General features: G+C 31.5%; 1 protein-coding gene. It reads left to right on the forward strand.

The features are described 5' to 3' along the window. The coding region (locus tag HNS38_RS20110; RefSeq protein WP_216663809.1) for a hypothetical protein at positions 1-909 on the forward strand (909 nt) is incomplete at both ends.

Consider the following 909-nt stretch of genomic DNA (forward strand, 5'->3'; position numbering starts at 1 on the left):
CCATTCAGATTTATTATCAAATGTATAACGGGGAAAATTGGAGTGATCCTTTTGAATTAACTCCTGACACACTTTTATCATATCACAACAAACTGCTGATTGATCATAATGATAGGGTTTATTGTTTTTGGTATAGATGGGATAATAATGGAACATCTTTTTATCGGTATTATGAAAGTGAGACATGGAGTGATATAATTATTCCTTATGATAATAATGAATTTCATGCTTTCATGAATTCAGTCGTCGATTCTGATAATAACCTGCATTGGATAGGTGTTCATCATTATCAGAATGAAAATAGTTATGATGATAAACCTATCTATTTTTATTATAATTATGACAGTGACGAATGGAGTGGCTTTGAGGAATTTGGTGAAGGTTATTCCTCGGTAGGGTTTGATATTGATCTAGATGATGATGCAAGACCACATTTAGCGTGGCAAGAAAAGATCGTACAAGCAGGTGACCTAGTGAGCACAACATATTATAACTCACAAAATGAAAACGAAACATGGGACATACCTACCTATCTAGGAGATGGAAAAAACAACCAAAGAATAATAATCGATAATCAGAATCATCCCAACGTATTTCATAGAGAAAAAATAGAAATAGAGGACAAATGGATTGTGGTTCATTATTATAAGAATAATAATAATTGGGAATCGATTGTTTTTCCAGTGGAAAACTCAATATCGCAATTTGAAGTTTTAAAACAAGATATGACCATCAATATGATATTCACAGCAGTGACTGCTTTTGGTTCTTATATTAGAAATGTGATGTTTACTCGAACAGATATGATCAATCAAACAAGCGATCCAGAACAATTAATTGATTTTAAAATTTCACCTAATCCTTCTAGCCAATATTTTAATATTAATTTCCATCTTGAAAATGAAGAAA

It is taken from the genome of Lentimicrobium sp. L6, assembly GCF_013166655.1.
Lineage (GTDB): Bacteria > Bacteroidota > Bacteroidia > Bacteroidales > UBA12170 > UBA12170.